Source organism: Xanthobacter sp. YC-JY1, from assembly GCF_021730305.1.
Lineage (GTDB): Bacteria > Pseudomonadota > Alphaproteobacteria > Rhizobiales > Xanthobacteraceae > Xanthobacter > Xanthobacter flavus.
The window spans coordinates 4,658,518-4,685,284 of sequence record NZ_CP032674.1; the positions used below are offsets into that span (position 1 = coordinate 4,658,518).

27 protein-coding genes are annotated in these 26,767 nt (G+C 66.7%); 16 read left to right on the top strand and 11 right to left on the bottom strand.

Annotated features, from left to right (window positions below; translation table 11 throughout):
* Positions 1-3: 3 nt before the first annotated feature.
* Entirely contained in the window at positions 4-795 is a 792-nt protein-coding gene (locus tag D7006_RS21940; RefSeq protein WP_237354541.1) for a phosphatase PAP2 family protein, read from the bottom strand.
* A 108-nt stretch (positions 796-903) separates the two neighbouring features.
* Positions 904-1,797: a branched-chain amino acid aminotransferase gene (locus D7006_RS21945; RefSeq protein WP_237354542.1), complete on the bottom strand. Its 894-nt coding sequence runs from the start codon at positions 1,795-1,797 to the stop codon at positions 904-906.
* A 208-nt stretch (positions 1,798-2,005) separates the two neighbouring features.
* Between D7006_RS21945 and D7006_RS21950 the strand changes: the two genes are divergently transcribed.
* From D7006_RS21950 to D7006_RS21965, 4 genes are all read left to right on the top strand, one after another.
* Positions 2,006-2,566: a MarR family winged helix-turn-helix transcriptional regulator gene (locus D7006_RS21950; protein ID WP_237354543.1), complete on the top strand. Its 561-nt coding sequence runs from the start codon at positions 2,006-2,008 to the stop codon at positions 2,564-2,566.
* Positions 2,567-2,685: 119 nt separating this feature from the next.
* Entirely contained in the window at positions 2,686-3,393 is a 708-nt protein-coding gene (locus tag D7006_RS21955) for a response regulator (RefSeq protein ID WP_237354544.1), read from the top strand.
* Between the two features lie 56 nt (positions 3,394-3,449).
* Positions 3,450-4,784, top strand: coding sequence for an ATP-binding protein (locus D7006_RS21960; RefSeq protein WP_237356972.1), 1,335 nt, complete (start codon positions 3,450-3,452; stop codon positions 4,782-4,784).
* Between the two features lie 67 nt (positions 4,785-4,851).
* Complete coding sequence (locus D7006_RS21965; protein ID WP_237354545.1) at positions 4,852-5,718, top strand: tRNA nucleotidyltransferase; 867 nt, start codon at positions 4,852-4,854, stop codon at positions 5,716-5,718.
* Positions 5,719-5,721: 3 nt separating this feature from the next.
* On the opposite strand, the gene D7006_RS21970 is transcribed toward D7006_RS21965, so the two are convergent.
* Positions 5,722-6,081: a tRNA-binding protein gene (locus D7006_RS21970; RefSeq protein WP_237354546.1), complete on the bottom strand. Its 360-nt coding sequence runs from the start codon at positions 6,079-6,081 to the stop codon at positions 5,722-5,724.
* A 146-nt stretch (positions 6,082-6,227) separates the two neighbouring features.
* Between D7006_RS21970 and D7006_RS21975 the strand changes: the two genes are divergently transcribed.
* Together D7006_RS21975 and D7006_RS21980 are read left to right on the top strand one after the other, a co-directional pair.
* Complete coding sequence (locus D7006_RS21975) at positions 6,228-7,040, top strand: hypothetical protein (protein ID WP_237354547.1); 813 nt, start codon at positions 6,228-6,230, stop codon at positions 7,038-7,040.
* Between the two features lie 41 nt (positions 7,041-7,081).
* Positions 7,082-7,456, top strand: a complete 375-nt coding sequence (locus tag D7006_RS21980; RefSeq protein WP_237354548.1) for a hypothetical protein — start codon at positions 7,082-7,084, stop codon at positions 7,454-7,456.
* A 60-nt stretch (positions 7,457-7,516) separates the two neighbouring features.
* Here D7006_RS21980 and D7006_RS21985 read toward each other — a convergent pair whose 3' ends face one another.
* A complete protein-coding gene (locus D7006_RS21985; RefSeq protein WP_237354549.1) occupies positions 7,517-7,948 on the bottom strand; it encodes a DoxX family protein in 432 nt (143 codons plus the stop codon).
* Between the two features lie 130 nt (positions 7,949-8,078).
* Between D7006_RS21985 and D7006_RS21990 the strand changes: the two genes are divergently transcribed.
* Entirely contained in the window at positions 8,079-8,960 is an 882-nt protein-coding gene (locus D7006_RS21990) for a LysR family transcriptional regulator (RefSeq protein WP_371744978.1), read from the top strand.
* A 3-nt stretch (positions 8,961-8,963) separates the two neighbouring features.
* Here D7006_RS21990 and D7006_RS21995 read toward each other — a convergent pair whose 3' ends face one another.
* The 3 genes from D7006_RS21995 to D7006_RS22005 all read right to left on the bottom strand — a co-directional run bounded on the left by D7006_RS21995 (position 8,964) and on the right by D7006_RS22005 (position 12,219).
* Positions 8,964-9,569: a hypothetical protein gene (locus D7006_RS21995; protein WP_237354550.1), complete on the bottom strand. Its 606-nt coding sequence runs from the start codon at positions 9,567-9,569 to the stop codon at positions 8,964-8,966.
* 307 nt (positions 9,570-9,876) lie between these two features.
* Positions 9,877-11,190 (bottom strand): ATP-dependent RecD-like DNA helicase, encoded by a 1,314-nt coding sequence (locus tag D7006_RS22000; protein ID WP_237354551.1) that lies wholly within the window; start codon positions 11,188-11,190, stop codon positions 9,877-9,879.
* 30 nt (positions 11,191-11,220) lie between these two features.
* Entirely contained in the window at positions 11,221-12,219 is a 999-nt protein-coding gene (locus D7006_RS22005) for an adenosine kinase (RefSeq protein WP_237354552.1), read from the bottom strand.
* 332 nt (positions 12,220-12,551) lie between these two features.
* Here D7006_RS22005 and glmM point away from each other — a divergent pair, with 332 nt between their 5' ends.
* Both glmM and D7006_RS22015 read left to right on the top strand, forming a co-directional pair.
* Positions 12,552-13,895 (top strand): phosphoglucosamine mutase, encoded by a 1,344-nt coding sequence (gene glmM / locus D7006_RS22010; protein WP_237354553.1) that lies wholly within the window; start codon positions 12,552-12,554, stop codon positions 13,893-13,895.
* Between the two features lie 321 nt (positions 13,896-14,216).
* On the top strand, positions 14,217-14,930 hold the full coding sequence (locus tag D7006_RS22015; RefSeq protein WP_237354554.1) for an outer membrane protein: 714 nt from the start codon (positions 14,217-14,219) through the stop codon (positions 14,928-14,930).
* A gap of 46 nt (positions 14,931-14,976) precedes the next feature.
* Here D7006_RS22015 and D7006_RS22020 read toward each other — a convergent pair whose 3' ends face one another.
* Positions 14,977-15,393, bottom strand: a complete 417-nt coding sequence (locus D7006_RS22020; RefSeq protein ID WP_237354555.1) for a DUF3806 domain-containing protein — start codon at positions 15,391-15,393, stop codon at positions 14,977-14,979.
* 178 nt (positions 15,394-15,571) lie between these two features.
* Here D7006_RS22020 and D7006_RS22025 point away from each other — a divergent pair, with 178 nt between their 5' ends.
* Positions 15,572-16,327: a rhomboid family intramembrane serine protease gene (locus D7006_RS22025; protein WP_169122210.1), complete on the top strand. Its 756-nt coding sequence runs from the start codon at positions 15,572-15,574 to the stop codon at positions 16,325-16,327.
* A 154-nt stretch (positions 16,328-16,481) separates the two neighbouring features.
* Positions 16,482-16,913, top strand: coding sequence for a CBS domain-containing protein (locus D7006_RS22030; RefSeq protein ID WP_237354556.1), 432 nt, complete (start codon positions 16,482-16,484; stop codon positions 16,911-16,913).
* 252 nt (positions 16,914-17,165) lie between these two features.
* Here the strand turns inward: D7006_RS22030 and D7006_RS22035 are convergent, their stop codons facing one another.
* Entirely contained in the window at positions 17,166-17,804 is a 639-nt protein-coding gene (locus tag D7006_RS22035) for a peroxiredoxin (RefSeq protein WP_169121850.1), read from the bottom strand.
* Positions 17,805-18,074: 270 nt separating this feature from the next.
* Here D7006_RS22035 and D7006_RS22040 point away from each other — a divergent pair, with 270 nt between their 5' ends.
* The gene (locus D7006_RS22040) at positions 18,075-19,181 is read left to right on the top strand and encodes a choloylglycine hydrolase family protein (protein ID WP_237354557.1); all 1,107 of its coding nucleotides are present in this window, start codon (positions 18,075-18,077) and stop codon (positions 19,179-19,181) included.
* A 26-nt stretch (positions 19,182-19,207) separates the two neighbouring features.
* Here the strand turns inward: D7006_RS22040 and pncB are convergent, their stop codons facing one another.
* Positions 19,208-20,500: a nicotinate phosphoribosyltransferase gene (gene pncB, locus D7006_RS22045; RefSeq protein ID WP_237354558.1), complete on the bottom strand. Its 1,293-nt coding sequence runs from the start codon at positions 20,498-20,500 to the stop codon at positions 19,208-19,210.
* A 195-nt stretch (positions 20,501-20,695) separates the two neighbouring features.
* A complete protein-coding gene (locus D7006_RS22050) occupies positions 20,696-20,983 on the bottom strand; it encodes a YARHG domain-containing protein (protein ID WP_169121853.1) in 288 nt (95 codons plus the stop codon).
* A gap of 232 nt (positions 20,984-21,215) precedes the next feature.
* Between D7006_RS22050 and gcl the strand changes: the two genes are divergently transcribed.
* The 4 genes from gcl to pyk all read left to right on the top strand — a co-directional run bounded on the left by gcl (position 21,216) and on the right by pyk (position 26,646).
* A complete protein-coding gene (gcl, locus tag D7006_RS22055; protein ID WP_237354559.1) occupies positions 21,216-22,991 on the top strand; it encodes a glyoxylate carboligase in 1,776 nt (591 codons plus the stop codon).
* Between the two features lie 102 nt (positions 22,992-23,093).
* A complete protein-coding gene (gene hyi, locus D7006_RS22060; protein ID WP_237354560.1) occupies positions 23,094-23,873 on the top strand; it encodes a hydroxypyruvate isomerase in 780 nt (259 codons plus the stop codon).
* A 47-nt stretch (positions 23,874-23,920) separates the two neighbouring features.
* A complete protein-coding gene (gene glxR / locus D7006_RS22065; RefSeq protein ID WP_237354561.1) occupies positions 23,921-24,808 on the top strand; it encodes a 2-hydroxy-3-oxopropionate reductase in 888 nt (295 codons plus the stop codon).
* 320 nt (positions 24,809-25,128) lie between these two features.
* Entirely contained in the window at positions 25,129-26,646 is a 1,518-nt protein-coding gene (pyk, locus tag D7006_RS22070; protein ID WP_169121857.1) for a pyruvate kinase, read from the top strand.
* Positions 26,647-26,767 lie beyond the last annotated feature (121 nt).

Consider the following 26,767-nt stretch of genomic DNA (forward strand, 5'->3'; position numbering starts at 1 on the left):
CCCTCATTGGTCCTTCGCGCCGCCGGAGCCGTTCGCCTCTCCTTCCACCTCGCCCTTGCGCTGCAGCCACAGCATGACGAGCCAGCAGGAGGAGGCCCAGGCGGCGCCAAGCGCCCAGCCGCCCACCACATCGCTGGGCCAGTGGACACCGAGATAGATTCGGCTGATGCCGACGATGACGGTTATGACCGCTGCCCCGCCCAGCAGGAACAGCTTCACCCGCGTGCGCTTCTGGGTGCGTGCCAGCAGGGCCGCGAGGGTCAGGTAAACCACCGCCGCGAGCATGGCGTGGCCCGATGGGAAGCTCTGGGAATAGACCGACATGCCATGGGGCACGAGGTCCGGTCGCTGCCGGTCGAAGCCCCATTTCAGCCCCTGCGACAGGATCGTTCCTCCCGCCACCGACACCGCCACGAGCAGCGCTGCATGGCGTTTGCGGGTGAGGATGAGAAAGAAGATCACGGCCAGCGTCAGCAGGGTGAGCACGCTGGTGCCGCCCAACGCGGTGAGATCGCGCATCATCTCCTCCACCCAGGGCGGGCCGAGGGGATCGGACGGATCGGTGGGATTGCGCAGGGCGAGCAGGATGTCCCGGTCGAGGCTGCCGGGCGCGCCTTCGGTCACCTCGTCGGCAACCACGAGGAAAAGATAGAAGGCAAAGGCGATGAAGCCGAGGACAGCCAGCGTCGCCCGCTCCATGGTGCTCACGGAAGCGAGCAGCGGGCCCACGATGGGAAGGCCTTCGAGACGGTGAAGGCCGCGCTTCAGCAAAGAGAGGGGGGGCGTGTCGCTCACGCGGCAAGGTTTGGCTGCAGTCGGCGCGGACGTCAACTCCCCCAACGGGAAGGGGCGACGCCAATACCAGCGCCGCCCCTTCCTGAAACCCAACTCCCGTCAGGCCCTTCAGGCGGCCTGCTGCTTCGGGCGCACCTCGGCGGAATAGGAATCCATCAGCTGGTGGGTGATGCCCGAGGGGGTGAAGGTCCAGTCGGCGATGGAGCCGACCGGGGTCACTTCCGCCGCCGTGCCGGTGACGAAGCACTCGGAGAAGCCGGTCAGCTCCTCCGGCTTGATGTGGCGCTCCACCACCTCGATGCCGTGGCGGCGGGCGATGTCGATCACCGTGCGGCGGGTGATGCCGTCAAGGAAGCAGTCCGGGGTGGGGGTGTGGATCACGCCGTCCTTGATGAAGAACACGTTGGCGCCGGTGCACTCGGCCACGTAGCCGCGATAGTCCAGCATCAGCGCATCGGCGAAGCCGCGGCGCTCGGCCCGGTGCTTCGAGATGGTGCAGATCATGTAAAGGCCGGCAGCCTTGGCGCGGCAGGGGATGGTCGCCGGATCGGGACGGCGCCACTCGGACAGATCCAGGCGCAGGCCCTTGCGGCGCTGCTCGGGATCGAAATAGCTCGGCCACTCCCACACGCCGATGGCAAGGTGGATGGTGTTCTTCTGGGCAGCGACGCCCATCATCTCGCTGCCGCGCCACGCCACCGGGCGGACATAAGCGTCGACGAGGCCGTTCTTCTCGAGCGTCGCTTTCTTCGCGGCGTCGATCTCGCCGATGGTGTAGGGGATGGTGAAGTCGAGCATCTCGGCCGAGAGGCGCAGGCGCTCGGAATGCTCGGCGCTCTTGAAGATCTCGCCGCCATAGGCGCGCTCGCCCTCGAACACCGTGCTGCCGTAGTGCAGGCCATGGGACAGCACGTGCAGCTTGGCATCTGCCCACGGCACGAAGACGCCATCGTACCAGATCCAGCCGTCACGTTGGTCGAAGGGGACACCCTGAGCGCTCATCTTCTCAACTCCTGTTCAGACCGCGTCGTGCGCGCGGCTTCCCCCCTGCGTCACCGCAGCTTTCCAGCGGTCCCGCATGGGGATATCTTTACGCCTGCTTACAAAGCCGGCAAAGCCGCGAAACGATCGAACCGGCTGGGCGATGCCCGCGACCGATCATTTCGTGGAACACGCTCTTTGGGTAACGATCAAAACGAAAAAAGTCAACATGGCTGACATAAATTCCGCGCTCGCCCTGACGGACGCACCCAAGACTGCCGCCGATGCCCCCGCTCCGGCGCCGGCCGAGGCCGCGCCGCTGGTGGATTTCGTCGAGCTGCTGTTCTTCGCCTATCGCGATTTCGTAGCCGACCCGGACGAGATCCTGGCGCCCATCGGCTTCGGGCGCGCGCACCATCGCGTGGTCCATTTCGTCAATCGGCATCCGGGGATGCGCGTCACCGACCTGCTCGACATCCTGCGCATCACCAAGCAGAGCCTGGGCCGGGTACTGCGGGAACTGGTGGATGAAGGCTTCGTGGAGAGCCGGGCCGGCGCCTCCGACCGGCGTCAGCGCCTGCTGTTTCCTACCGCCAAGGGCGAGACCCTTGCGCGCGAGTTCGTGGCGCTGCAGAGCCGGCGCATCGAGACCGCGCTGGAAGCCAGCGGACCGGAAGGCCGGGACACGGTGCGGCGCTTTCTTCTCGCCATGATCGACCCGGAGGATCGCGTGCCCGTGGAGCGACTGATCGAGCGGGCGGACCGCTCCGCACGGGCGCGGCGTGGGTGAAGCGCGAACTGCCGCTGATCTTTGCCGCCAGGTTCCTGACTCCCGGCTCCTGCCGCCGATGCGGCCACCAGAAAACGAGACCCAGATGATCCTTCGCGCTTTCCGGGAGGCCCCGCACCATGGCTGAGGCCGTGACCGTCGCCTTGGCCGACGACGCCCCCCATCTGCTCGTGGTGGACGACGACAGCCGCATCCGTACGCTCTTGTCCCGCTTTCTCACTGAGAACGGCTATCGCGTCAGCACCGCCGCCTCCGCCGCCGAGGCGCGGGCGCGACTGGAGGGCCTCGCCTTCGACCTACTGGTCCTCGACGTGATGATGCCGGGCGAGAGCGGCCTCGACCTCGCCCGCGACCTGCGGCGCGGCTCGGCTGTGCCCATCCTCATGCTCACCGCCCGTTCGGAGACCGCCGACCGCATCACCGGCCTCGAAGCCGGCGTGGACGACTACCTCGCCAAGCCGTTCGAGCCGCGTGAGCTACTGCTGCGCATCGGCTCCATCCTCAAGCGCGCGCTGCCGCCGCCGCAGAAGGCCATCGAGAGCGTGCGCTTCGGCGAGTTCGCCTTCCATCTGGAGCGCGGCGAGCTGACCCGCAACGGCGAGATCGTGCGCATCACCGAGCGCGAGCGGGACATGCTGCGGGCGCTGGCCGAGGCGCCCGGCGATACGGTGCAGCGCCTTGCGCTGGCCGGCGGCGGGGCCGCAAGCGAGCGCGCCGTCGACGTGCAGGTGAACCGCCTGCGCCGGAAGCTCGAGCGCGACCCCGCCAATCCCGTCTATCTCCAGACGGTGCGCGGCATCGGCTATCGGCTGGTGGTGACGCCTTGAGCGTGGCGGAGAGTCCTTCAGGCGTCCGGCACTGGGCGAGGCTGGTTCTCGTCTGGCTGAGAGACACCACCAACGGCTTCGCCGCCTGGTTCAACCGGGTGACGCCGAAAGGGCTCTATCCGCGTTCGCTTCTCATCATCGTCACGCCGATGGTGATCCTGCAATCGGTGCTGGCCTTCGTCTTCATGGAGCGCCACTACAATGTGGTGACGCGCCGCCTCTCCGCCGCCGTCAGCCAGGACATCTCCGCCGTCGTATCGCTCTACGACATGCTGCCCAAGGCGAACGACCACATTGCCTTGCGCACCTTCGCCTCGCGCAACCTCTCGCTCAATGTGGCGGTGCTGCCGCCCACCGATCTGCCGCCGCCGGGGCCAAAGCCCTTCTTCTCGGTGCTGGACGCCGCCCTCTCCCGCGAGATCGGCCTCAGGCTGAAGCAGCCCTTCTGGCTCGACACCGTGGGCCGCTCCATGCTCATCGAGGTCCGGGTGAAGATGGATGACGCGGTGCTGCGCATCTTCGCCCCGCGCAACGCCGCCTACGCCTCCAACTCGCACATCTTCCTGTTGTGGATGGTCGGCACCTCGCTGGTGCTGCTGGCCGTCGCCATCCTGTTCCTGCGCAACCAGATCCGCCCCATCGAGAACCTGGCCGACGCTGCCGAGGCCTTCGGCAAGGGGCGCGACGTGGAGAATTTCCGTCCCCGCGGCGCCCGCGAGGTGCGGCGGGCCGCCATCGCCTTCCTGGAGATGAAGCGGCGCATCGAGCGGCAGATCGAGCAGCGCACCACCATGCTCGCCGGCGTCTCCCACGACATGCGCACCATCCTCACCCGCTTCAAGCTGGAGCTCGCCTTCCTGCCGGAGGGCGAAAGCGAGGCACTGAAGAAGGATGTGGACGAGCTTCAGGGCATGCTGGAAGCCTACCTCGCGTTCGCCCGCGGCGACCCCGGCGAGCAGGCAGCCCTCACCGACATGGGCGAGCTCATCGAGGACCTGCGCCTCAATGCCGAGCGCGACGGCGCCACCGCCACGGCGAGCTTCATGGGCCCGCCTCTGGTGGAGGTGAAGGCCGACCAGCTTAAGCGCTGCATCGGCAACCTCGTGAACAATGCGGTGCGCCATGCCCGCCGCATCGCCATCTCCGGCACGCGGGATGCGCGCTACCTGATCGTGACCGTGGATGACGACGGCCCCGGCATTCCCGAGGAGAAGCGCGAGGAGGTGTTTCGCCCCTTCCTGCGCCTCGACGATGCGCGCAACCAGGATGCCGGAGGCTCCGGCCTCGGCCTCTCCATCGCCCGCGACATCGCCCGCGCCCATGGCGGCGACATCCAGCTCTCCGACAGCCCCATGGGGGGCCTCAGGGCGACAGTGCGCATCCCTGTCTAGCCCATTCTTTGGGCATGCCCGAAGCTTGGGCTTGCCCCTCTTCGCCGGCTGATGATCCACTGGAGGGATGGACAAGCTGCCCCCGCCTCCACCCTTCCAGCCCTCGGATTTCGCCCAGACCCATCCGGGCCTCGCTTTGCTGCGCCTCGCCGCGCTTCTGGCCGAGGGGAGCGAAGCGGACGAGGAGACGCTCGACATGATGTTCGAGCAGATGGAGGTCGGGGCGCTCGATGGTCTCGCCCCCGCTGACATCTGGGCGGAATTTTCCCGCGGGCTGATGGGCGCGCGGCCGGGCGCCATGGTGAAGGCGCTGCGCGAATGCGGGGTGCTGGAACAGCTCTTCCCGGAAATCTCAGCGGTCTTCGGCATCCCGCAGATCACCGACACCGCGGACGAGATCGACCTCGGGGTCCTCCTCGTCGCCTCGCTCAACGAGGCCGGGCGGCGGGCGGCGCCGCTGGAGGTGCGCACGGCACTGCTGCTGATGCATGCCGGGAAATCGGATTCCCCGCGCGAGCATCTGCCCGTTCACTATCGCCACATTGAGCGCGCCATACCGCGCATCGCCGCCGCCTGCGACCGCTACGACGTGCCCGAGCGCTGCCGCGACCTCGCGCTGCTGTCACTCCACGAATGCGAGCGGGTGCAGCGCGCCTCGCCGGTCCGCGCTGGGCCGCTCGCCGCCATGCTGGACCGCACGGGAGCCTTCCGCGATCCCGAGCTGTTCGAAGCGCTGATGCTGGTCGCGATCTGCGATTATTTCGGCCATGGCGATCGCATGGGCGAAACCCACCCGAAGGTGGAGCTGCTGCGGGCCGCCCGTGACGCCTGCGCCGGCCTCGACGAAGGCGGGCTCGACGCCGACGACATCGCGCTCGCCCGCGCGCAAGCCATTGCCACCGCGTTCAAATCCGAGCGCTGGGCGCAGACCTAGGGATCAGAACAGGCGGCCGCCGTCCGGCACCTTGAGGCTCGGCGAGATCAGCACCACCGCGCCGTTTTCGTCGGGAAAGCCGAGGGTCAGCACCTGCGACATGAAGGGGCCGATCTGCCTGGGCGGGAAATTCACCACCGCCGCCACCTGCCGGCCCACCAGGTCCTCCGGCGTGTAATGCACTGTAATCTGTGCGGAAGAGCGCTTCACACCGATCTCCGGGCCGAAATCGATGGTCAGCTTGAAGGCGGGTTTGCGGGCCTGGGGGAAGGGCTCGGCGGCGACGATGGTGCCGACGCGGATATCCACCTTCAGGAAGTCGTCGAAGGTGATGACGGGGGAAGGCGTGCTCTCGTCGGACATGGCGGCCTGCTGCTGCGGAAGGCCTGCTTATAGGCCAACGCCGGCCTCCTCCGCGAGCCCCGAAAAGGACTGCCATCAGCTTGACAGTAAAGGGGGCGGAAAATATTAGCCAAACGGTAACCATACCCGGGCGGGGGAACGGACAAGTGACTTTCAAAACACGGATTTTTGCCGGCGTCCTCGCCCTCTCGGCCCTCGGCTCATCCCTTCCCGCCAGGGCACAGGAGACGGCCTACGACCGTTCCGGCCGCTGGACCATCACCGCCGTTTTCGACAACAACCAGTTCGGCTATTGCGCAGCCGACATCGACAACGGACAGGTGCAATTCCGCATCGGCACGGACGGACGCTCGTGGCAGATCGGCGTGCCCTTCTATGGCAACACCGGTCCGCTCGACGTCTATTACGGCTTCGGCGGCGCCGCGGAGATGGGCACCTTCCATGCCGAGGGGGATGGCTGGGCCTCCATGATGATTAACAACGACCAGCTTAACGCCTTTAGGACATTGCCGGAATTCTCCGTGAACCTCGACCGGGGCGAGCAGACCTTCAAGCTCGCCGGCGCCGCCCAGGCGCTCGACAAGACCCTGGCGTGCGCGCGCAACCGCGGCCAGAAGGCCTCCCCGCCCCCGCAGCCACCGCAGCCACCGCAGCAGAATGTGACCAACGGCAAGAATTGCCCACCCTTCGGTAGCGTCCGCTCGCTGAATAGCAATGCGCCGGTTAAGGTGATGTTCGTCAATGAATCGAACATCCCCCTCAACATCATGTGGATCGACTTCAACGGCGAGTGGAAGAAGTACCATACACTCAGGCCGCACTCGAATGTGGAGCAGCCGACCTACGGAACGCACCCGTGGATCGCCGTGGATTCCCGCGGCACCTGCCATGGCGGCGTGATGTACGGCAACCCGGCTTCGCGCACCGAAGGCGACAACATGTTCCAGATCTGGGACTGAGACGGCACGCGGGCCGGAGACAGCTTCGGAGGACGATGGCAATGTCTTGCAGGGCTTACATTTTCGGTGTGTTGGTCGCCGCGGCGGCAGCAGCCGCGGCGGTTCCGGCGGCGGCGCAGAGCGCGGGGCGCAACTGCCCGCCCTATGGCAGCGTCCGCTCCATCAACGGCAAGGCGCCGGTGGAGGTTATCTTCCTGAATTTTACGAAGATTCCGCTCAACATCACGTGGATCGACTACGACGGACAGTGGCGCAAGTACCAAACGCTTGCGCCCAATGCCGCCGTCACCCAGCGGACCTTCGGCACCCACCCCTGGATCGCGGTGGACGACAAGGGCAATTGCCATGGGCGGGTGATGTATCCCAACCCCAATTCGCGCGACGGCGGCGACAACCGGTTCGAAATTTACGACTAATTTTTCATATATTACAAATAGTTGCGCCTCCGGCCGGGCGGCTGATCGGAGGCGCGGCGCTCAGCTCCGGGGGGCGATTGGAGCCTTGCTGGTGCGGCCCCACAGCACGAAAAGTGCGAGGGCGAACAGAACCAGATTCATCGGCAGCACCTGGGCCTCGCCACGGCTGACATGCAGCACCATGGCGGCTGCCTGGATGATGGCGAAGCCCGCCGCGGCGAGCGGCGTCAGGCCCGGCTGGATGCGTGTAAGTGCCGGGAAAATAATGCCAATCGCGCCGGCCAGCTCGGCGATCCCGACAAAGCGCACGAGCCAGAGCGGGGCATCGGCGGCCCAGGTCGCGCCCATCTGGGCGAGGGCCGGTGGGGCCATGACAGCGTGCATTCCGCCGGCCATTCCGAACAGGAAAGCGAGGGCGATCTGGGCGGCCCACAGAGCGAGGGTCCAGACCCGGTTCGGGGCGATGCCGGTGGCGATATCGGTATGTGCCATGGGGTGTTTCACCAGGGGTATCGGTGCCGTTCGGAAACGGTTCACCTGACTGTCAGATGCCCCCGACGCTATCAATTTCTCATAAGGCAATCATGGTGCCATAATTTGACGCTCGATTTCCTGATAGCGAATGACGATGGACACGCTCGCCAGCCTCCGCATCTTCGTCGCCGTCGCCGAGTTGAAGAGCTTCGCCGCCGCCGCCGAGCGCCTGCGGCTCTCCCCGGCCATGACCACCAAGCATGTCCAGCATCTGGAGGCGCGGGTGGGGGCGCGGCTGTTCCAGCGCACCAGCCGGAAGGTCAGCCTCACCGAGGCGGGGGCGCTCTATCTCGCCGAGGTGCGGCCCATGCTGGAGGGGCTGGCCGAGGCGGAGGCGCGCATCGGGGCGGCGACGCTGGAGCCGCGCGGCACGCTGCGGATGAGCCTGCCGGTGTGGATGGCGCATCCGCGCTTCGTCCGCCTCTTCGCCGCCTACCGGGCGCGCTACCCGCAGGTGCGGCTCGACCTCCATCTGGACGGGCGGGCGGTGAACCTGGTGGAGGAGGGCTTCGACCTCGCCTTGCGCATCACCCGGTCGCTGGACGAGGGGGTGATCGCCCGCACCCTCGCCCCCATCGCCTTCGTGCTGGTGGCCGCCCCGGCCCTTCTCGCCCGCACCGGACGGCCGGAGCGCCTCGCCGATCTCGACGGCCTGCCCTTCGTCGCCTACGCGCCGATGATGGCGAGCGGGCGCCTCGCGCTGCCGGGGATGGACGCCGAGGTCCGCTTCGATCCGGTGGTGCTGAGCGGCAACGAGACCCTGCTGCTGATGGCGGCCCGGGAGGGCCTGGGCTTCGCCTTCGTGCCGCGGGTGATCGTGGAAGACGACCTCGCCGCCGGCACGCTGGAACACCTCCTGCCCACCACCCTCACCCCCTCCGCCCCCCTCTACGCCATCTACCCCAACCGCACCCACCTGCCCGCCAAGGTGCGGACGTTCCTGGATTTTCTGGTGGAGGAGGGGTGGTGAGGGCTATTTCGGATTCTTTGATATCGCTTGCTTTATCCTTCGAAACTCATCAGGGTAGCCAGTCTGCGCCGCCACCAGATCAGCATCGTGCCGCGCAAATTGAATTGACCCCAACGATTCTACAGTCGGAACAATCATCTGACTTCCGTGAAGAAAGATCAGCTCATCATCTGCCCCGTCGACATTATCCCCAATATAGAAATTGTACACAAGCCCATCGAAATACACGCGAATTGCAGGCATTGAAATTACATCAATACTGTTATCTTCATTTATTTTTGGTGTTTTTATAAATTCATTCGAATGTATATAATTATGCTGTTCACCAGCACTACTAATCTGCAACAGAGATAAAGGCAAAAATTGCACATCATAATCTTCAATTCCGCATATAATTCTTCTTAATCCATTTGTTCTATCTTTATCGAGATGTATATGAGAGAATTCATTTTTGGACGTCTCCACACATCTCCAAAGAATACTTAGAAAGAAAAGGCGAAGACGCCTTCCGTCCTCAAGTTCGACCTGCCGGATCCCCAGCGAGGTATCACCAAAACTAGAATAGGATACCGGGCACCTTGCTGCCCCTCCCCAATCGCTCCAGACCAATTTTAATTTTTTCAGTGTAGAAATCCCATAGTTATCGTAGTTTGATAAAATATTTTCTCCAGACTGAACGACCAGCTCGTTATCATACCAACTGTTATACCTTAATTTAGGCCTTTTTCTGCCGCAGAAATCTCCATAAACCCACTCCCACGCGAACCCACACGCGTTAAGGCCTTGGGAATAATGTGGGACTTGACGAATTTACCATCCGCCAGAGTGAGTTTACATCTTCCGAAAGACATGGAACGACTCGCAGAGATCAGAGATTATATTAAATTATAAGCATTCGCGCTTTGGCGCCAATCCCTCACCCCTCAAACCGCTCCACAAACTCCGCCACCCGCCGGTCCACCCGCACATCCCGCCCGGTGATCGCCCGCACCAGCGAGAGGCCTTCCAGCGTCCTCGCGCGGGACAAGGCCACATAGGCCTGGCCGGGCGCGAAGGCGCCGTCGGCGAAGTCGATGCGGACGTCGGTGAGGGTGAGGCCCTGCGCCTTGTGCATGGTGAGGGCCCAGGCGGGGGCCAGCGGCAGCTGGGTGTAGGTGCCCACCACCTGCGCTTCCAGCCGGCCGCCGGGCTCGTCCCAGCCGTAGCGGATGCGCTCCCAGGTGAAGGCCTCGATCTCCACGCTGGGGCCGGAATCGAGCTTCACCAGCGCGGAATGGGGGCCGAGGCCGGTCACCGTGCCCACCGAGCCGTTCACCCAGCGCCGGGCGGGATCGTTGCGCAGGGCCATGACGCGGGCGCCGCGCTTCAGCACCAGCTTTTCCGCCACCGGCAGGCGGTCGCCCTCCAGCCCGAACTCGCCCTTCAGCAGCCCGCCGAATTCGCGCCCCTCGTCGGAGAGGGCGGCGAGGCCGCGGGCATTGTAGGCGTCGGCGCGGGCATTGGTGGGGGTGAGAAGAACGGGCTGCGCGCCCTCGCGGTGGGGGCGCACGCAGGCGTCGTTCAGCGCCTCCGCCGCCTCGCGGGCGCCACGGCCCCGGCGCAAGGCGTCGAGCATGGCGATGAAGGCGCGGTCGGTCTGGCGGTGGACGAAGGTGAAGGGCACGCCCGTCACCTCCCGCCCGTCCAACGCCTTGGCATGGAAGGCGAACGGCCCCTCATAGCCCATGCGGCCGAGCATCTCCTGCTCGGCATAGGGCACCACGGGGGGCAGCTGGAGGAAATCGCCCACCAGCACCATCTGCACCCCGCCGAAGGGCTCGGAATTGTCGCGGGCGATGCGCAGCGAGATGTCCACCGCGTCGAGCAGGTCCGCCCGCACCATGGAGATCTCGTCGATCACCACCCGGTCGAGCTTCTTCAGAAGGCGCCGCACCTGCGCGCGGGGCTTCACCTCGTCCGGGTTCTGGAGGCGGGGCGGAATGCCGAAGAAGGAATGGATGGTCTGCCCGCCCGCCTGCAGCGCAGCGACGCCGGTGGGCGCCAGCACCACTTGCCGGCCCCGTGGCGCCTTGCGCAATTCGTGCAGGAAGGTGGTCTTGCCCGTGCCCGCGCCGCCCAGCACCATGATGAGCGGGGCCTTCGCCTCGATGGCGGCGAGCGCCCGTTCGGCCGCATCCGCGCCGGGGGCGGGAAGGCCGGCATCCTCCGGGGCAGCGGGCAGATCGCTCACGGGGTTGGGTCGCTCACGAGATGAGACCGATCAAGAGATGAGGCCGGCCTCGCGGGCGAGGTCGATGAGGGGGCGCTGGGGCCGGGCGCCCATCTGGCCGATGATCTCCCCCGCCGCCAGCGCACCGAGGCGCAGGCTGGTGGCCGGGTCGAGGCCGCGCGTAGTGCCGGTGAGGAAGCCGGCGGCGAAGAGGTCGCCCGCGCCGGTCGTGTCCAGCACGCGCTCCACCGGATGGGCCGGCACGCTGACCACCACCTCGCGGGTGACGAAGGAGGCGCCCTTCTCCGAGCGCGTCACCACGGCTTCCTTCGCATCCCGGCGCAGGGCCACCAGAGCGGCGTCGAAATCGGCGGTCTCGTAGAGCGACTTCAGCTCGCCCTCGTTGCAGAAGACGAGGTCTACCGTGCCGGAGATGATGAGGTTCTTGAACTCGGCGCGGTAGCGGTCCACGCAGAAGGTGTCGGAGAGCGAGAGCGCGACCTTGCGGCCGGCGCCGTGGGCGATCCTGGCTGCGGCGAGGAAGGCCTCCTTGGCCGCCGGCGGGTCCCACAGATAGCCTTCGAGATAGGTGACGGCCGCGCTTTCCACCATGGCGGCGTCGATGTCGGCGACCACGAGGTTCTGCGCGGCCCCGAGATAGGTGTTCATGGTGCGCTCGCCATCCGGCGTCACCAGGATGAGGCAGCGCGCCGTGGCCGGGCCATCCGCGGCGGCGGGGGTGCCATAGGCGACGCCGGCGGCGCGGATGTCGTGGCCGAACACGGTGCCGAGCACGTCGTCCTTCACCTTGCCGATGAAGCCGGCCTTGCCGCCCAGCGAGGCGACGCCCGCCGCGGTGTTGGCGGCCGAGCCGCCGGAGGCCTCGGTGCCCGGGCCCATGGCGGCGTAGACCGCCTCCGCCCGCGCCTCGTCGATGAGCGCCATGCCGCCCTTGGTCATGCGGTTGGCGGAGAGGAAATCCTCCTCGGCGCGGGAGAGGACATCGACGATGGCGTTGCCAATGGCGAGGACGTCGAGGGCAGCAGTCACAGGAAGTCTCCGGAAGATTCGGCGAGGGGTAGCATTCGCCCTGATGCGGTGCAATCGCCGGGCCCGGCCGCATCGCCTACCCCTTAACCTTTTCGCAAGGAATGGCGCCCGCCCCGGCCGGCCCGGCGCCTTCGCACTTGCAACGGGGGCGGCGTTCTGAACAATTCCGTCAGTCTGCTCACAGAAGGGGCCTGCCCGAAGCTCAGGCGGATGTGCGCGTTGCGGAGCGTCACGAGACGTGATGCCGCGCGGCGGCTCCCGGATGCTAAAGGCAGGACCAGCGGCCGCCGGTGGGGGCACGGCGCGTCGGATTCACGGCGACGAGAGGGACCATGTCGCGCAGGTATTTCGGAACGGACGGCGTGCGCGGGCGCGCCAATGCCTCGCTCACGGCGGATCTGGCGCTGAGGGTGGGCATGGCGGCAGGGCTGGTGTTCCAGCGCGGCGACTATCGCCACCGGGTGGTCATCGGCAAGGACACGCGGCTGTCCGGCTACATGATCGAGAACGCGCTGGTGGCCGGCTTCACCTCGGTGGGCATGGACGTGCTGCTGCTCGGCCCCATGCCGACGCCGGCGGTGGGCATGCTCACCCGCTCCATGCGCGCGGACCTCGGGGTGATGATCTCCGCCTCGCACAATCCGTTCGACGACAATGGCATCAAGCTGTTCGGCCCGGACGGCTTCAAGCTCTCCGACGAGGTGGAGCGCGAGATCGAGGAGCTGATCGACGAGGATCTCGCCAAGCGCCTCGCCAAGCCCGCCGAGATCGGCCGCGCCCGGCGGCTGGAGGGCGTGCACGCCCGCTATATCGAATATGCCAAGCGCACCTTGCCGCGGAACCAGTCGTTCGAGGGCATCCGCGTGGTGGTGGACTGCGCCCACGGCGCCGGTTACCGCGTGGCGCCGGAGGCCCTGTGGGAGCTGGGCGCCGAGGTGATCTCCATCGGCGTCGAGCCGGACGGCATGAACATCAACCGGGACGTGGGCTCCACCTCCCCCGCCGCGCTCGCCGCCAAGGTGCGTGAAGTGCGCGCCGACATCGGCATCGCCCTCGACGGCGACGCCGACCGGGTGATGATCGTGGACGAGAAGGGCCACACGGTGGACGGCGACCAGCTCATGGCCGTCATCGCCGAGAGCTTCAAGGAAGACGGACGCCTCGCCCGCGACGGGCTGGTGGCCACCGTCATGTCCAATCTCGGGCTGGAGCGGCACCTCGCCGGCGAGGGCATCGCCATGGCCCGCACCGGGGTGGGCGACCGCTACGTGCTCGAGCGCATGCGGGCGGACGGCTACAATGTGGGCGGCGAGCAGTCCGGCCACATCATCCTGTCCGATTATTCCACCACGGGCGATGGCCTCGTCGCGGCGCTTCAGGTGCTGGCGGTGGTGGCGCGGCAGGAAAAGCCGGTCTCCGAGGTCTGCCACCGGTTCGACCCGCTGCCGCAGATCCTCAAGAACGTGCGCTATCTCGACGGGGCGCCGCTGGAAAACGAGAAGGTGAAGATCGCCATCGCCGATGCCGAGCGCCGCCTCTCCAACCACGGCCGCCTGCTCATCCGCCCCTCCGGCACCGAGCCGGTCATCCGCGTGATGGGCGAGGGCGACGACCGCGATCTGGTGGAGACCGTCGTGGACGAGGTGATCGACGCCCTCAAGCGCGCAGCCGCCTGAGCGGGGCGCGTTCCGCTCCCCTCCTCCGTCATCGCCCGGCGTGTCCGGAAGTCGGGTTCTGCCGACTTCCGTTCTCAAGGACGGAACCCGGCAGCAGCCGGGTTCCGGGCGATCCACGGTTGGGCCGGGATGGATTTGCAGACAGCCCGCAGGCCGATGGGTGGATCCCCCGGACGAGCCGGGGGATGACGGCTCGAAGACGCGCCGCCGCTGCTCCGAATTCCCTTGCCGCGCCAGAGCTTAACTCTTCATCAGGGTTAATCCGGCTTTAAGGCTCCCCGTGGCACACCTGCCTCCAGAGCATTTCTCGGGCGGGTCGTCATGATGGGTGTGTTTGGTCGGGCCGGGCGTCTTCTTCTGGCCTCTCTCGCGATGATGGCGCTGACCGGCGCGGCGCGTGCCGCCGACAAGGCGGACGCCGAGATGGAGGCCATGATGGCCTCGCTCGGCAAGCCCGGCGACTTCTCCCTCGCCGCCCCCGCGGTGAGCGAGGATGCCGCCTCCGGCTGGTATGTCCGCGCGGACGTGGGCTACATCCCCACGAGCAGCGCCAGCCTCTCCTATCTGGGCCTGCCCACCGGGCTCGATGTCTCCGGCGCCGGCTGGTCGCTGGGTGGCGGCATCGGCTATCGCTTCTTCCCGTTCCTGCGCGGTGAAGTGAGCATCGAATATCTCTCCCTCGGCGCGGCCAGCCTCTCCCCCATCGGACCCGGGGTCGGCGCCAGCGCCACGGTGGGGCTCGCCAGCGTCTACTGGGACATCATCACCCTTGCCGGCTTTACGCCGTATCTGAGCATCGGCGCGGGCTTCGCCATCGATTCGCTGAGCGCCCCTGTGGCCCTCAGCCCGGCCGGCAATTCCTGGGAATTCGCCTGGGCGGCGGGCGCGGGCGTGTCCTTCGCGGTGAGCAGCAGCTTCAGCCTCGATCTCGGCTATCGCTATCTCGACCTCGGCAGCCCCTCTTATGCGGGCGGCCTCGCCCTGGGCAATTCCACCGCGCAGGAAGTGCGCTTCGGCCTGCGCTACGCGCTGTAGGGGGCGAGGCGCCGCATCGATAGCCTCGTCTTTGGCGGGCAAGCCATCAGACCAGTCGCGGACCGAACAGGCGCGCCCACAATGAGGGCTTCCGCAGGATCGGAGCGCAGAGGGCGCAGAAGGCATTGAACAGAGCAAAAATGTCGATCGGCACTTCTTCCAGGGAAACGCGTTTCTCGATTGCGTAGAAGGCGCCCAGATTGAAAGACGTTCCCGGACGCCTAAGGACCGGAGCTTCACCCATTTCATCGGCCACAAAGGCCCATTCAAGGTTCAGCTCCATGGCGAGCGCGTCGCCGAACAGCACGCCGAGCCCCTGCAGCAGGTCCTGCCGCTCGAGCGTCGCCTCGCCGCTATCCAGGATGTGCTGGATCAGGCCAAGCTTGCCGCCGACCGTCTCGAACCGGTGTTTGTCCGCATCGGCAAAGAAGGTCGAGAACTCCTCCCGCCAATAGTTGAACATCTTCAGCTCGTCTTCATCGAGCTCTCGAAAGTATGGTTTCGCCATCCCGCCCCACAGCGATCGTTGAACGTGCACCCGCTTGCGCGGCATCGACGGAGAAGTTGTAGCAGGTTCGATCCAGGTTGCACGGACTTGGCGGCCACGCTTTTCCCTTGCCGCGCGGGGCGGCGGCTCCTATGTGCAGGACGTGCTCGACCGCCCCACCCATCCCGGTACATCGCATCGGGAGCCCGTTTTCAACGTGCCCGGCGCGGTGGCGGTGCTGACGCTTGGGCTGGTGCTGATCCACGCCGTCCGCGTGCTGCTCCTCTCCGAGGATGCAGACATCGAGCTGCTCACCTATTTCGCCTTCATCCCGGCCCGCTACTCGCTGCCGGACACCATGTTCTATCTGCCGGGCGGCATCGGCCCGAAGCTGTGGACCGTGGTGACCTACGCGCTGCTCCACGCCAACTGGATGCACCTCATCGTCAATCTCGTCTGGCTGCTGGCCTTCGGCACGCCGGTAGCGCGGCGGTTCGGCTCCGGGCGGTTCGTGCTGTTCTGCGTGGTGACGGCGGCGGCGGGCGCGGGGGCGCACTATCTCGCCAATCCCGATGCCATCGCGCCGCTCATCGGCGCCTCGGCGGCTATTTCCGGCACCATGGCGGCGGCGGTGCGCTTCGCCTTCGCGCCCGGCGGCGCGCTGTCCAGCTACCGCACCATCTTCTCCGATCACCAGCCGGCGGGCTCGCTGAAGGAGAATTTCAGCGACAAGCGGGTGCTGATCTTCGTGGGCGCGTGGTTCGCCTTCAACCTGCTGTTCGCCTTCGGCGTTTCCCTGCCCGGGACGGAGGGCGCGGAAGTGGCCTGGCAGGCCCATATCGGCGGCTTCGTCGCCGGCCTGCTGCTGTTTCCCCTGTTCGATCCGATCCCGCGCCGACGCAGGGCCTGAGCCGGTTTCTAGTGCCAAGGTCGGGGTGCACAGGGCGCGCTGCGCGCTTGCGTCGCACTGCGATGCGAGGGATCATCCCTGTCCGGATCGTTTCCAGAGAAGGCCCCGCCGGCGGAGCGGGCCCCTGGATCCACCAGCTAGGGAGAATGCGCCAATGTCCGTGACCGTCATCCTGAGCCGCAAGGGCAACGACATCGTCACCCTGTCCCCCGACGCCACCCTCGGCGATGCCGTGGCGAGCCTCGCGCGCAACCGCATCGGCGCCATCGTCGTCACCGATGCGAACATGGGGGTGGAGGGCATCATCTCCGAGCGCGACGTGGTGCGCCTCATCGGCGAACGCGGCGTGGACGTGCTCAGCGAGCCGCTGGCCGGCCTGATGACCAAGGCGGTCGTCACCTGCGCCCCCGACGAGACCGTGCCCCAGATCATGGAACGCATGACCCGCGGCCGCTTCCGCCACGTGCCCGTGGTGGCCGGCGGCAAGCTGGTGGGCATCATCTCCATCGGCGACGTGGTGAAGTATCGCGTGGAGGAAATGGAGCGCGAGAGCGCCCAGCTGCGCGACTACATCATGTCGGCCTGAGGGCGCTTCCGGCGCGGAGGCCTCTCCGCGCCCGTTCCCCGGACGCATGCAGCGTGAGCGGAATGCGAGCCGGGGCCCAGCGCAAGGGACCGCCAAAGCCGCTTCGTAATCCTGCCGCTCTCAGGTTTTGCCCGCTGCGCGGGGCTTGCGCGCTGGGCCCCGGATCAGCGCTCCACCTCCGGTGTCGCTTGTCCGGGGCGCCGCGTCGCCCTCCGGTCAAGCCGGAGAGCGACGGTCATGCAAAGACGCGACTCACGCGCCGGGCTGGCGCACCACGCGCAGATAGGGCTTCACAGTCTTCCAGCCGTCCGGGAACTTCTCCTTGGCGGCATCGTCCGAGAGCGAGGGAACGATGATGACGTCGTCGCCCTGCTTCCAGTCCACCGGGGTCGCCACGGAGTGCTTGGCGGTGAGCTGCAGGCTGTCCACCACGCGCAGGATTTCCGCGAAGTTGCGGCCGGTGGAGGCCGGGTAGGTGAGCGACAGCTTCAGCTTCTTGTCCGGGCCGATGATGAACACCGAGCGCACGGTGGCGGTGTCGCTCGCATTGGGGTGGATGAGGTCGTAGAGGTCGGAGACCTTCTTGTCGGAATCCGCGATCAGCGGGAAGTTCAGGGTCGCACCCGTGGCGTCCTTGATGTCGCCCACCCAGGCCGGGTGATTGTCGATGGCATCCACCGACAGGCCGAGCAACTTCACGCCGCGCTTGTCGAACTCGGGCTTGAGGTGGGACGCCTGGCCCAGCTCGGTGGTGCAGACCGGGGTGAAGTTCTTGGGGTGGGAAAACAGGATGCCCCAGCTGTCGCCGAGCCACTCATGAAACTTGATCGGGCCTTCAGTCGTCACGGCCTCGAAATCCGGGACCACATCGCCCAGTCGCAGCGTCGCCATCGTCGTCTCCAATAAACATCGAAAAACTGTATATAATTCAATTATACCACAAACTCGATGCATTTAAAGTCGATTCACGCCGCGGACCCGGCCGATGGGTCGGCGCGCGTTCACCGGAAATCAGGCTTTGCGTGATGACTTCGGAGCCGGACCGGATGGTGCTGATAGGATTGGATCGTCGGCGATCCGAAGACGCCCGACCCCGATACGCGACCCGCACAGCAATCGCTCCGACGGCGATCGGCAAAAACAGAGACGGAGGAAGCATCCATGAAACGCATCCTGGCGGCAGCCCTCGCCGCATTCCTTCCCATCCAGAATGCCGGTCTCGCCGTGGCGTGCACGGCGGTGAACGTGGTCGCGGCGGACAAGACCGTGATCGCCGGGCGCACCATGGAATGGGCGTTCGACATGAAATGGACGCTCAAGAGCATGCCCAAGGGCACGTCCCTGACGCTGACCGCGCCGCCGGAAGTCGGCCTGCCCGAGAAGAAGGTGGCGACCCTCTATTCCGTCGTGGGCATCAGCGCCGAGGTCATCCCCGGCGGTGCCATTGTGGAGGGGCAGAACGCGGCCGGCCTCGGCATGAGCGGCAATTTCCTGCCCGGCTTCACCACCTACCAGACCGTCACCAAGGCGGACACGTCCTACGTCTCCATCCTCGGCTTCGGCGCGTGGGCGCTCGGCATGCACAGCACCGTCGCCGAAGTCCGCACGGCTTTGGGCAAGACCAAGGTCTGGTCGGATCCGTCCCTGCCGAGCGGCCCCACGCCGCCCACCCTGCACATGGTCTTCACCGACCGCTCGGGCGCCAGCATCATCGTGGAATATGTGGGCGGCGAACTGCAGATCCACGACAACGTGGCGAGCGTGCTCACCAATTCGCCGCCCTATGACTGGCACCTTCTGAACCTGCGCAACTATCTCAATCTCTCCACCATGGGCGTCGCCGACCGCCGGTTCGGCACCGCGAACGTCACGGCCATCGGCCAGGGCGGCGGCGCCACCGGCCTGCCGGGGGATTTCACCCCACCCTCGCGCTTCGTGCGGGCAGCGTTCATGCGCCATTTCATGGCCCAGCCGAAGGACGGCGCCGACGCCATCACCACCATCGGCCACATCCTGAATACGGTAGACATCCCGCTGGGCATCGCCCAGAGCAAGGACGGCGACACGGTGGTCTCCGACTACACCCAGTGGGTGGCCATCAAGGACCTCACCCACAACCGGCTGGTCATCTCCGACTATGCCCATCGGACGACCTTCCTGACCCTCGATCTCGACGCCATCTTCGCCCAGGACAAGCCGAGCGCGCGGCTGGTCACGGACCTGCCGTTCCCGGCAGCGGTGGACGGGACCGCGGCGCTGAAGAACTGAGCCGGCGGAAGGGCGCGCCGCACGCCTCACACGAGTGCGGTGCGCACTTCCTGCTCGCCCACCTCGAACACCCTCTTGTAGCGCTCGACCTCACTGGCCGGGCCCATGGCCTTGGTGGGGTTGTCGGAGAGCTTCACCGCCGGGTGGCCGTTGGCGGCCACCACCTTGCAGACGATAGAGATGGGGTCGAGCGCCCCGTTCGGGGCCAGGCCGCGGAAATCGTTGGTGAGCAGCGTGCCCCAGCCGAAGCCGAGGCGGATGCGGCCGGAGAAGGTGCGGTGGATGCGCGCCACTTCCTCCGCATCGAGGGCGTCGGAGAAGATGGCGAGCTTCTCCCGCGGGTCCTGCCCGCGGGACTTCCACCACGCGATGGCCTCCTCGCCGCCGACGATGGGGTCCTTGCTGTCGATGCGGATGCCGGTCCAGTGCGTCACCCAGTCGGGGGCGCGTTCCAGGAAGCCGCTGGTGCCGTAGGTGTCGGGCAGGATGACGCGCAAATTGCCGTCGTAATCGTCCTGCCAGTCGGCGAGCACCTGGTAGGGCGCCCAGCGCAGTTCGTCGTCGTTGCGGGCCAGCGCCGCATAGACCATGGGCAGCTCGTGGGCATTGGTGCCCGTGGCCTCCACCTCGCGCCTGAGCGCGATGAGGCAGTTGGAGGTGCCGAGGAAGCCCTCCCCCAGCCCTTCCATCAGCGCCTGCACGCACCAGTCCTGCCACAGATAGCCGTGGCGGCGGCGGGTGCCGAAATCGGCGATGTTGATGGGGGCGAGGGATTTCAGGAACTGCACCTTCTCCCACACCCGCGCCATGGCCCGGGCATAGAGGATCTGCAGCTCGAACTTGCCCATGTCCTTCAGCACGGCGCGCGAGCGCAGCTCGTTGATGATGGAGAGGGCGGGGATCTCCCACATGGTGGTTTCCACCCACGGCCCCTCGAAGGTCAGCTCATACTGGCCGTCCACCTTCTCCAAGTGATAGGCGGGGAAGCGGAAGCCCTCGAGCCAGGCCACATAGTCCGGCGAGAACATCTGCCTCTTGCCGTAGAACATGTTGCCGCGCAGCCAGGTGCTCTCGCCGCGGGTGAGCGAGAGCGAGCGCACATGGTCCAGCTGCTCGCGCAGGGCGCCGATGTCGATGATGTCGGCCAGCCGCACCGAGGTGGAACGGTTGTGGATGCCGAAGGTGACGCGGGTCGCCCGGTGCCGGTTGAAGATCGTCTGCCCCATGAGGAGCTTGTAGAAGTCCGTGTCGAGCACGGACCGCACGATGGGGTCGATCTTCCAGGTGTGGTTGTAGACGCGCGTGGCGATGTCGGTCATGGGCGCCGGCGATGTCGTTCGGGTTCGGTCGGGCGGAGCAGCGAGCGGACGACCGCACGGGGCCCCGACGGGGCGGGACGGTATCTATAGCATGCCGCGCGGGATCGTCGCGGCCCTCTGCGATCTTCTCGCAACTGCCGGATGCGCCGGTTAACGGCGGCCCGCCAGCGGAAACCGCCTCAGCGGCAGCTCCCCTCAGCGGCAGCCTTTGCGGGCCTCCCAGGCCTGCACCTCGTTCACGAAGCGCTGCTGGTCCGGCGTCAGCTTGCCGAACGGCGCGTAGCAACGGGCACCGAAGGTGGCGATGGCGTCCTTGGTCTTGAAGCAATAGCCCTGCTCGGCATAGACCGCGTTGCGCTGGTACCACAGCGCCTTGCAGGACAGTTCGCTCAGCGCCTGCGCGCCGGCGCCCGACACGAAAACCGTCGCCGCCACGGCCCCGAGGACCAGAGCTGCGAGCCCCTTCCGCCGACCTTCCAGCATACCGCCCTCCCCCATTTGCCACACCCTGTCACCGCCCGAGGCCGGCAGCGGGTGCGCCCCGCAGCATTATTGCTCAGACGGCACGAATGTCATTCCGTTTCTTCCCATAGAAGCGAAAACGGCGCGGGCGTATCCAAGACGAAAGTCCAAGGCCGCGAAAAACCCGCATGACGGTCCATCGAGGATCGCGGCCCGTGAGGACGAAGCAATAAGACCCCAAGGGAGGACTGCCATGGCCCGCATGCGCGCCGTCGACGCCGCCGTCCGTGTTCTCGAGAAGGAAGGCATCACCTGCGCCTTCGGCGTTCCGGGTGCGGCCATCAACCCCCTCTATTCCGCCATGAAGGCGCGCGGCTCCATCCGCCACGTGCTCGCCCGCCACGTGGAGGGCGCCTCCCACATGGCCGAGGGCTACACCCGCGCGGTGGCCGGCAATATCGGCGTCTGCCTCGGCACCTCCGGCCCCGCCGGCACGGACATGATCACCGGCCTCTATTCGGCCTCGGCGGACTCGATCCCGATCCTGTGCGTCACCGGCCAGGCGCCCCGCGCCCGCCTCTACAAGGAAGACTTCCAGGCGGTGGACATCGAATCCATCGCCAAGCCCGTCACCAAGTGGGCGGTGACCGTGCGCGAGCCGGCCCTGGTGCCCATGGTGTTCCAGCAGGCCTTCCACGTCATGCGCTCCGGCCGCCCCGGCCCGGTGCTCATCGACCTGCCCATCGACGTGCAGATGGCGGAGATCGAGTTCGACGAGGACACCTACGCCCCGCTCCCGGTCTACAAGCCGTCCGCCACGCGGGCGCAGATCGACAAGGCGATGGGGATGATCCTCGACGCCGACCGGCCGCTGATCGTCGCCGGCGGCGGCATCATCAATGCCGATGCCTCCGACCTCCTCGTCGAGTTCGCCGAGCTCACCGGCATCCCGGTCATCCCCACCCTCATGGGCTGGGGCACCATCCCGGACGACCATCCGCTGATGGCCGGCATGTGCGGCCTGCAGACCTCGCATCGCTACGGCAATGCGAACATGCTGGCCTCCGACTTCGTGATCGGCATCGGCAACCGCTGGGCCAACCGCCACACCGGCTCGGTCGAGGTCTACACCCAGGGCCGCAAGTTCATCCACGTGGACATCGAACCCACCCAGATCGGCCGCGTGTTCGGCCCCGACTTCGGCATCGTCTCCGACGCCAAGGCGGCCCTGGAGCTGTTCGTGACCGCCGCGCAGGAGCTGAAGGCCGCCGGCAAGCTGCCCGACTGGACCGCGTGGGCCGACGAATGCCTCTCCCGCAAGCAGACCATGCTGCGCAAGAGCCACTTCGACGCCGTGCCGCTGAAGCCGCAGCGCGTCTATGAGGAGATGAACGAGGCGCTGGGCAAGGACGTCACCTACGTCTCCACCATCGGCCTCTCCCAGATCGCGGGCGCGCAGTTCCTGCACGTCTACCATCCGCGCCACTGGATCAATTGCGGCCAGGCCGGTCCCCTCGGCTGGACCCTGCCGGCGGCCCTCGGCGTGCGCGCCGCGCGGCCCGACGCCAAGATCGTCGCGCTGTCAGGCGACTACGACTTCCAGTTCCTCATCGAGGAGCTGGCGGTGGGCGCCCAGCACAAGCTGCCCTACCTGCACGTGGTGGTGAACAACTCCTACCTCGGCCTGATCCGTCAGGCGCAGCGCGGCTTCAACATGGACTTCGAGGTCAGCCTCTCCTTCGACAACATCAATTCGGAGGAAGTCGGGGCCTACGGCGTGGACCATGTGGCGGTGGCCGAGGGCCTCGGCTGCAAGGCCATCCGCGTGCGCACCCCCAACGAGTTCAAGGATGCCTTCGCCAACGCCCAGAAGCTCATGGACGAGCATCAGGTGCCGGTGGTTCTGGAATTCATCCTGGAGCGCGTGACCAACATCGCCATGGGCGTCGAGATCAACGCCGTGAACGAGTTCGAGGAAGTCCTCGACGTCCCGCTCAGCGAGGTTCGTTCTCTGGAGCCGGCCGAGTAAGGCCGGCGTGGAAAGACTCTTATCGATTTAAAAAAGCCTGGATGCCCCGGCCCCGCCGGGGCATGACAGTGCGCCACAACGGCTCAGCCCGCGGAGAGACGCATGCCCAAGTTCGCCGCCAATCTCACCATGCTGTGGAACGAGATCGATTTCCTCGACCGCTTCGAGAAGGCCGCAAATGCCGGCTTCACGGGCGTCGAATATCTCTTCCCCTATCCCTTCGAGAAGGACGTGCTGGCCGAGAAGCTGGCGAAGTACAGCCTCACCCAGGCGCTGCACAATTTGCCGGCCGGCGACTGGGCGGCGGGCGAGCGCGGCATCGCCTGCATCCCCGGCCGCGAGGGCGAGTTCCAGGACAGCGTGGGCAAGGGCATCGAATATGCGAAGGCCCTGAACACCAAGGCCATCAACTGCCTCGCCGGCCTCACCCCCAAGGACGTGCCGGCCGAAAAGGTCCACGAGACCCTCATCAAGAACCTGAAGTTCGCCGCGGCGGAGCTGAAGAAGGCGGGCATCCCGTTCGTCGTCGAGGCCATCAACACCCGCGACATCCCCGGCTTCCATCTGCACAACACCAAGCAGACGCTGGCGGTGCTGGATGAAGTCGGCGCGGACGACATCTTCTTCCAGTACGACATCTACCACATGCAGATCATGGAAGGGGACCTCACCCCGACCATCCGCAACAACATCGCCCGCATCAAGCACATCCAGCTGGCAGACAATCCCGGCCGCGGCGAGCCGGGCACGGGCGAAATCAACTATCCCTTCCTGTTCAAGGCCATCGACGACACCGGCTATGACGGCTGGATCGGCTGCGAATACAAGCCGAAGACCACCACCGACGAAGGCATCGGCTGGTTCGCCCCCTACAAGGGCTGAGCTTCCGCCCGCTTCAGCACAACAAGCACTCTTCAGGAGAAACGCACATGAACGTGGGATTCATCGGCCTCGGCATCATGGGCGGCCCCATGGCCGGCCACCTCATCGACGCCGGGCACACGCTGTTCGTCTATGACGTGGTGAAGGTGCCGGAGGCGCTGACCGCCAAGGGCGCGACCGCCTGCGCCTCGTCCGCCGAGGTGGCGAAGCACGCCGACATCATCATCACCATGGTGCCGGATACCCCGCACGTGGAAGAGGCGCTGTTCGGCATGGGCGGCGTCGCCGAAGGCCTGTCGGCCGGCAAGATCGTGGTGGACATGAGCTCCATCTCGCCGGTCGCCACCAAGGGCTTCGCGCAGAAGATCAACGCCCTCGGCTGCGACTATCTCGATGCCCCGGTCTCCGGCGGCGAGGTGGGCGCCAAGGCTGCCTCCCTCACCATCATGGTGGGCGGGCCGGACGGCGCGTTCGACACCGTGAAGCCCCTGTTCGAGAAGATGGGCAAGAACATCACCCTCGTCGGCGGCAATGGCGACGGCCAGACCACCAAGGTGGCCAACCAGATCATCGTCGCGCTGACCATCGAGGCGGTGGGCGAGGCCCTGCTGTTCGCGTCCAAGGCGGGGGCCAACCCGGCCAAGGTGCGCGAGGCGCTCATGGGCGGCTTCGCCTCGTCCAAGATCCTCGAGATCCACGGCGACCGCATGGTGAAGCGCACCTTCGATCCGGGCTTCCGCATCGAGCTGCACCAGAAGGACCTGAACCTCGCCCTCCAGAGCGCAAAGGCGCTGGGCGTGAGCCTGCCCAACACCGCCACCTGCCAGGAGCTGTTCAACGCCTGCGCCGCCCATGGCGGCTCCAAGTGGGACCACTCCGCCATGGTGAAGGCCCTCGAGCTGATGGCCAACCACAAGGTGGCCCCGGACGCCTGAGGGCGCCCCACCACTCCCAGAGCCACGACACCCTTGGCGACGCGCGGCGCGTTCCCTGCCCCGCGTCGCCGGCACCCCGGACGGGTCCGCGCGGCCCCTTCGGAAGAGGCGCGCCGACAGCGTTCCCGGCGCGCCTCCGCCGCTTCAATTTGCGCCCCCCACCTCCGGCGCCGCACGGGGGGCGAAGCGGAAGCCTGACCTGTCCGCAACGGTCAGCCTTGCTGCCGTTTATGCGACTTTATGCGTACATCAAAGGCGCGCATGATGCCGCCTAAAACGCGTTGAACCGAGCGCGAACGCGCCGAGCCGGAGGACGATTCATGCCCAACAAGCGCCACCACACCCTCAAGCGCCAGCGCGCCACCAAGATCGTCGCCACGGTCGGGCCCGCCTCCAACAGCGAGGAGAAGCTGAAGGCGCTGTTCCTCGCCGGCGTGGACGTGTTCCGCCTCAACTTCTCCCACGGCACCCAGGCCGATCACGGCGAGGTGCTGGCCCGCATCCGGCGGCTGGAGAAGGAGATGAACCGGCCCATCGGCGTCATCGCCGACATGCAGGGCCCCAAGCTTCGCATCGGCCGCTTCAAGGACGGCTCCATCGCGCTCAAGCCCGGCGACGTGCTGCACTTCGACGCCGACGTGGACCGCCCCGGCGACGAGACCCGCGTGCCGATCCCCCATCCGGACATTCTCGAAGCCCTCACTGTCGGCTCCACCGTGCTGTGCGACGACGGCAAGGTGCGCCTGAAGGTGGTGAAGAAGGGCGCCGGCTTCCTTGAGGCCCAGGTGGTGGCGGGCACCAAGCTCTCCAACAACAAGGGCTTCAACATCCCGGACGTGGTGCTGCCCCTCTCGCCGCTCACGGCGAAGGACCGCCTCGACCTGGAATTCGCCTGCGAGGCGGGGGTGGAGTGGATCGCCCTCTCCTTCGTGCAGCGGCCGGAGGACATCCACGAGGCGCGCGGCCTCATCAAGGACCGCGCCGCCATCATGCTGAAGATGGAGAAGCCCGCCGCGGTGGAGCATCTCACCGAGCTGGTGGAACTCTCCGACGCCATCATGGTGGCGCGCGGCGACCTCGGCGTCGAAATCTCGCTGGCCGAGGTGCCGGCGCTACAAAAGCGCATGATCGCGGAATCCCGCAAGTATGGCCGCCCGGTGATCGTGGCGACGCAGATGCTGGAATCCATGATCACCGCCCCCGTGCCCACCCGCGCCGAGGTGTCGGACGTGGCCACCGCCGTCTACGAGGGCGCGGACTGCGTGATGCTCTCCGCCGAGACCGCCGCCGGCCAGTTCCCGGTGGAGGCCGTGACCTTCATGGACGACATCATCCGTCACGTGGAGCGCGATCCCGGCTACCGGCAGGTGCTGGACGCCACCCAGGCGGAATGGGGCAAGACCATCGGCGACGCCGTGACCAAGGCCACCTATCAGGCGGCCATCGCGGTGGATGCCTCGGCGTTCGTCGCCTTCACTTTGTCGGGCACCACCGGCCTGCGCGCCGCGCGCGAGCGGCCGGCCATCCCGATCCTCGGCCTCACCCCCAAGGTGGAGACCGCCCGGCGCCTCGCCCTCTCTTATGGCGTTCACGCCGTGCACATGAAGGAGGACATCCACTCCTTCGGCGAGATGGTGGATACCGCCGTGCGCACCGCAGTGGAGCACGACCTCGGCAAGCCGGGCGACCGCCTCGCCATCACCGCCGGCGTGCCCTTCGCCAAGCCTGGCACCACCAACATCATGCGCATCACCACCATCGGCGCCACCAACCCGCCCTCGCGGGATGACCTCGACACCGGGGCGGCGAAGAGCAGCAAGTCCAAGGTCCACGCCTGACGCGTGCAACACGAACGGGAGCGCACGTTCCGCGCGCGCTCCCGCTTCTGCGAAACGTGAGCCTGACCAGCGCCGGCACATCGTAAGGTGCTGCCTGTTGACGCATGCGGTAGCCTGAAAT

Coding starts and splice junctions, on each gene's coding strand:
- glxR (WP_237354561.1), top strand. CDS start 23,921: ATGAACGTGGGATTCATCGGCCTCGGCATCATGGGCGGCCCCATGGCC.
- pncB (WP_237354558.1), bottom strand. CDS start 20,500: ATGACCGACATCGCCACGCGCGTCTACAACCACACCTGGAAGATCGAC.
- gcl (WP_237354559.1), top strand. CDS start 21,216: ATGGCCCGCATGCGCGCCGTCGACGCCGCCGTCCGTGTTCTCGAGAAG.
- D7006_RS22015 (WP_237354554.1), top strand. CDS start 14,217: ATGATGGGTGTGTTTGGTCGGGCCGGGCGTCTTCTTCTGGCCTCTCTC.
- D7006_RS21965 (WP_237354545.1), top strand. CDS start 4,852: ATGGACAAGCTGCCCCCGCCTCCACCCTTCCAGCCCTCGGATTTCGCC.
- D7006_RS21980 (WP_237354548.1), top strand. CDS start 7,082: ATGTCTTGCAGGGCTTACATTTTCGGTGTGTTGGTCGCCGCGGCGGCA.
- D7006_RS21970 (WP_237354546.1), bottom strand. CDS start 6,081: ATGTCCGACGAGAGCACGCCTTCCCCCGTCATCACCTTCGACGACTTC.
- D7006_RS21990 (WP_371744978.1), top strand. CDS start 8,079: ATGACGATGGACACGCTCGCCAGCCTCCGCATCTTCGTCGCCGTCGCC.
- D7006_RS21945 (WP_237354542.1), bottom strand. CDS start 1,797: ATGAGCGCTCAGGGTGTCCCCTTCGACCAACGTGACGGCTGGATCTGG.
- D7006_RS21950 (WP_237354543.1), top strand. CDS start 2,006: ATGGCTGACATAAATTCCGCGCTCGCCCTGACGGACGCACCCAAGACT.
- glmM (WP_237354553.1), top strand. CDS start 12,552: ATGTCGCGCAGGTATTTCGGAACGGACGGCGTGCGCGGGCGCGCCAAT.
- D7006_RS22035 (WP_169121850.1), bottom strand. CDS start 17,804: ATGGCGACGCTGCGACTGGGCGATGTGGTCCCGGATTTCGAGGCCGTG.
- D7006_RS21955 (WP_237354544.1), top strand. CDS start 2,686: ATGGCTGAGGCCGTGACCGTCGCCTTGGCCGACGACGCCCCCCATCTG.
- D7006_RS22050 (WP_169121853.1), bottom strand. CDS start 20,983: ATGCTGGAAGGTCGGCGGAAGGGGCTCGCAGCTCTGGTCCTCGGGGCC.
- pyk (WP_169121857.1), top strand. CDS start 25,129: ATGCCCAACAAGCGCCACCACACCCTCAAGCGCCAGCGCGCCACCAAG.
- D7006_RS22040 (WP_237354557.1), top strand. CDS start 18,075: ATGAAACGCATCCTGGCGGCAGCCCTCGCCGCATTCCTTCCCATCCAG.
- D7006_RS21985 (WP_237354549.1), bottom strand. CDS start 7,948: ATGGCACATACCGATATCGCCACCGGCATCGCCCCGAACCGGGTCTGG.
- D7006_RS22020 (WP_237354555.1), bottom strand. CDS start 15,393: ATGTTCAACTATTGGCGGGAGGAGTTCTCGACCTTCTTTGCCGATGCG.
- D7006_RS22030 (WP_237354556.1), top strand. CDS start 16,482: ATGTCCGTGACCGTCATCCTGAGCCGCAAGGGCAACGACATCGTCACC.
- hyi (WP_237354560.1), top strand. CDS start 23,094: ATGCCCAAGTTCGCCGCCAATCTCACCATGCTGTGGAACGAGATCGAT.